The following is a 3,527-nucleotide window of genomic DNA, read 5'->3' as shown; positions in this document are numbered from 1 at the left end:
CCAACGACCTCTTCAAACCACGGGACCAGTCCTGCTCGCAGGGACCGCTGCCCCCCTCCTACCTCCCCCCGGAATACCGGGGGGAGACGTTTAAAAGGTGAGGCCCCCGTTTTGGTCAACCGCTTCTTCAGATCCGGGACCCGCGTCCCGCCAATCGCCAATCGCTAATCGCCAATCGCCAATCCTTCAAACACGAACCTCACCAATGTGTCCGCCGCTTCGTGCATCTTCTGTTTGGCGTCGGGGTCGCGGAGCAGGGTTTGGGAGGCGGCCATGATCGTCGCGAAGACCAGGCGGCCGGCGTCGATCGGGTCGAAGGCTCGGAACTCGCCACTCGCAATGCCCGCCCGGCACAACCGCACGACTTCGTCCTCGAGGGCACCGTGGGCACGGCGCAGCCGCTGCTGCGCGGCTTCGCTGAGCCGGGGAAGCTCCTTGTGGAGCGTCGCCCCCAGATCGTCGTCGCTCGAGACGAACTCGAGTCCCCGCACGATCAGTTCGCCAAGGCGCTCCCGGACAGACACCCGATCTGGTACCCCGCTGACGAGGCCCTGGACCGCGGCGGGAAGGCGGCTCTCGACGAGGTTGACCAGCACGTCCTCCTTGTCGGCGAAGTACCCATAGAGAGTGGTGCGACCGATGCCGACCGCGGCGGCGAGGTCGCCGAGTCCCACCTCGGAATACCCGGGTTCACGGAACAGGACGGCGGCCGCGTCGAGGATCTCGGCGCGGGTCTGCCGTTTATGCTCCTCGATCGTGGCGGCGCGTATGCGCGGCATCCCGAAAGCGTACCCCTTCAACTCGCATGTAGGGCCCGGAGCTATCCCCAAGGAGACTCGTGACGACTCGACCGGATGGCAGGGAGCGGCGCAACGCGGCCATCCTGATGCTGGACATCGTCGGTTTCAGCCTGATGGTGGGGCGCAACGAGGAGGAAGCCGCCTCTCGCGTCATCAAGTTCCACGACGGTGTCGAGCGACTCATCGCCGATCGACGCGGCCGGGTGATCGACACGGCCGGCGACTCGGTATTCGCATTGTTCGACTCGATCGTCGACGCCGTGGACTGCGCCGCCGAGATCCAGCGCCGCCTCGCCTCTGATCCGAGAGAGGATCGGATGGTCGTTCGAATCGGAATTCACCAGGACGAAGTCGTGCTCGACGGGGGCCGCGCCTTCGGCGAAGGAGTGAACATCGCCGCCCGACTGCAACAGATAGCCCCGCCCGGGGGTATCGCCGTCTCTGGGGACGTGCATGACGCGGTAGCGGCGATGTTCCCGTTCGAGGACCAAGGGCACCGAAGCCTCAAGAACATCGAGGGCAGGGTGCGGGTGCACATGGTCGCCGGAACGGAATTCGGTTTCCCTGAACAGCCGGTTCCCCGGGCATTCCTCCCATCGGGATTCTCCGACCTGGCTGAATCGTTCGCCTTCGCCGTCGAGGATCGGCTGCTCGCCCGCGGCTTCGATCAGAAGGCCCCTGAACGACCTGAGCCTGCCCCGCCGGTGCACCCCCGCCACCTCATCGAATCCAGCGGATTCTGGGTGCTGCTCGCGATCGGATCGCTGCTGATCGCCGGTCACCTGACGGGATGGACTTCCAACGCCCTCTACCCGCTGATCGGCGTGACGATGATCGGGGGAGCATTCGGCCGCCTCACCGCCTCGATCACCGGCCGCGGCGGCTTCCGTGCATTGGCAATCGCGATCTCCCTTGGCGCGGGAGCTCTGTTCCTGAGCGGAGCCATCTCTCGAGCGATCGCCTGGGTGATCGCCGCCGCATTAGTAGGCCCGGGGGTCGCGGGGCTGAGAAAGCGCGATACGCGATAGGCAATTCGCGATACGACGGACACCAACTAACTTTGGAGGGACTCGAGCCGTTCCGTCGTATCGCGTATCGCTCATTGCGAATCGCGCTCCCTACTGCGGCTTGACCAACGAACCCCACAGTCCTTGCTCTGCGATGTCCACGATCGTCCAGGCCATGGCGAGTGCTCCGTCGCGCATCGCCTTCTCGCCATCGGGGGTGATCGTGTGGGCGGCGAACTCTGGCTGATGGTTGACGGCACCTTTGGTGTCCATGCCGATCATCGGGTGGATAGCCGGCACCACGTGGCTCACATTTCCCATGTCGGTGCTACCGGCGTTCGATGCAGGACGGTCCTTGGCGCGCGCCATCTTTCGGCCGAGTTCGGCCGAGTTCGCCGAGAACAGCTCGACCATCGTCGGCTCGCTGAGGATGTCCTCGTACTCGTGGCCCGTCGGCGAGTAGGTGACGGTGCATCCGGTGGCGGTCGCCGCAGCCTCGGCCATCGCAGTGAACTGAGCCATCATCTCCCCCAGCCTCGTCTTGGTGTCCGCCCGGACGTACCACTCCGACCGCGTATGTGAAGGGATGATGTTCGGGGCGTCCCCTCCGTGGACGGGGATTCCGTGGATCTTGTCCGTGGTCCGCATCTGCTGGCGGAAGTTCGAGATCGCCACGTACAACAACACGAACGCGTCGAGGGCGTTCTTCCCCTCCCACGGCGCCGCCGAGGCGTGGGCGTCCTTTCCGAAGAAGTCCACCGACAGGTGGTTGATGGCGAGGGCAAAGGGGTCGACGGTGTTCTCCGGCGAGGGGTGGATCATCATCGCCGCGGCTGCCCCCTTGAAAGCCCCGGCATTGATGAGATCGACCTTCCCGCCGACATTCTCCTCGGCCGGGGTGCCGAGCACGGTGATCCGAAATCCCAGCTCGTCGGCAAGGGGCGCCACCGCCACCCCCGCTCCGAGCGCGGCGGTCGCAATGATGTTGTGACCGCAGGCATGCCCGATGCCGGGCAAGGCGTCGTACTCGGCACACACGATCACCTCGGGCCCCGCCTTCCCGGCCCGGGCGGCGAAGGCAGTGTCGAGCCCGTATGCCGGATACTCGACCTCGAATCCGTTGGCGGCGAGGAAGTCGACAAGTCGGCGCGACGACTCGTACTCCTTGTAGGCGATCTCCGGGTTCTCGTACATCCAGCGGCTGATCGACTTGAGTTCGGCCTCGACGGCTTCGAAACCCGAGCGAGCTCGGTCCTTCAGATCCATGGGGTCCTTCCCTGGCGAGGTGACGCGACAGCGAACGTACCATCGAAACCCGGAGGTGTTCCATGGGACATTGGCACGATGTGAGAGACGACCTGCGCGACCCCGCCCGCCACCTACGGGAGCACATCCCCGAGGTGTATCGCGGATTCGCAGAGCTGAGCGCCGCCTCACTCGCCGATGGGGTGATCTCGACGGCCATGAAGGAAGTGATCGCGTTGGTCATCGCGGTTGCCGAGCAGTGCGACGGCTGCATCGCCGCCCATGCCCGCGCCGCGGTGAAGCGCGGGGCAAGCCCCCAACAGGTGGCCGAGGCCCTCGGCGTCGCGATCATGATGGGTGGCGGCCCCGCCACCGTGTATGCCCCCCGTGCCTGGGAGGCATATCAGGAGTTTCTGAACGCGGAGTAGGGGGGGGTTTGCCCCCAACAAAGCCCCCCCCAAACCGTAAACCCAAA

At 65.5% G+C, this 3,527-nt stretch carries 4 protein-coding genes; 2 read left to right on the top strand and 2 right to left on the bottom strand.

What is annotated here, in order from left to right:
• Positions 1-164 precede the first annotated feature (164 nt).
• Positions 165-779 (bottom strand): TetR/AcrR family transcriptional regulator, encoded by a 615-nt coding sequence (locus tag WD184_01870; GenBank protein MEX0825495.1) that lies wholly within the window; start codon positions 777-779, stop codon positions 165-167.
• A gap of 59 nt (positions 780-838) precedes the next feature.
• Between WD184_01870 and WD184_01865 the strand changes: the two genes are divergently transcribed.
• Positions 839-1,828 carry an adenylate/guanylate cyclase domain-containing protein gene (locus WD184_01865; protein ID MEX0825494.1) on the top strand — a complete coding sequence of 330 codons (990 nt, stop codon included), beginning with the start codon at positions 839-841 and terminating at the stop codon, positions 1,826-1,828.
• A gap of 90 nt (positions 1,829-1,918) precedes the next feature.
• Here WD184_01865 and WD184_01860 read toward each other — a convergent pair whose 3' ends face one another.
• Complete coding sequence (locus WD184_01860; GenBank protein MEX0825493.1) at positions 1,919-3,073, bottom strand: amidohydrolase; 1,155 nt, start codon at positions 3,071-3,073, stop codon at positions 1,919-1,921.
• Between the two features lie 62 nt (positions 3,074-3,135).
• Between WD184_01860 and WD184_01855 the strand changes: the two genes are divergently transcribed.
• Entirely contained in the window at positions 3,136-3,480 is a 345-nt protein-coding gene (locus tag WD184_01855; GenBank protein ID MEX0825492.1) for a carboxymuconolactone decarboxylase family protein, read from the top strand.
• The last annotated feature ends 47 nt before the right edge of the window (positions 3,481-3,527 follow it).

This window comes from Acidimicrobiia bacterium, assembly GCA_040878325.1.
Classification (GTDB): Bacteria; Actinomycetota; Acidimicrobiia; order Spongiisociales; family UBA11373; genus JAUYIV01.
The sequence above is the reverse complement of the archived record's forward strand: the minus strand, read 5'-3'. Positions and strand labels throughout refer to the sequence as shown.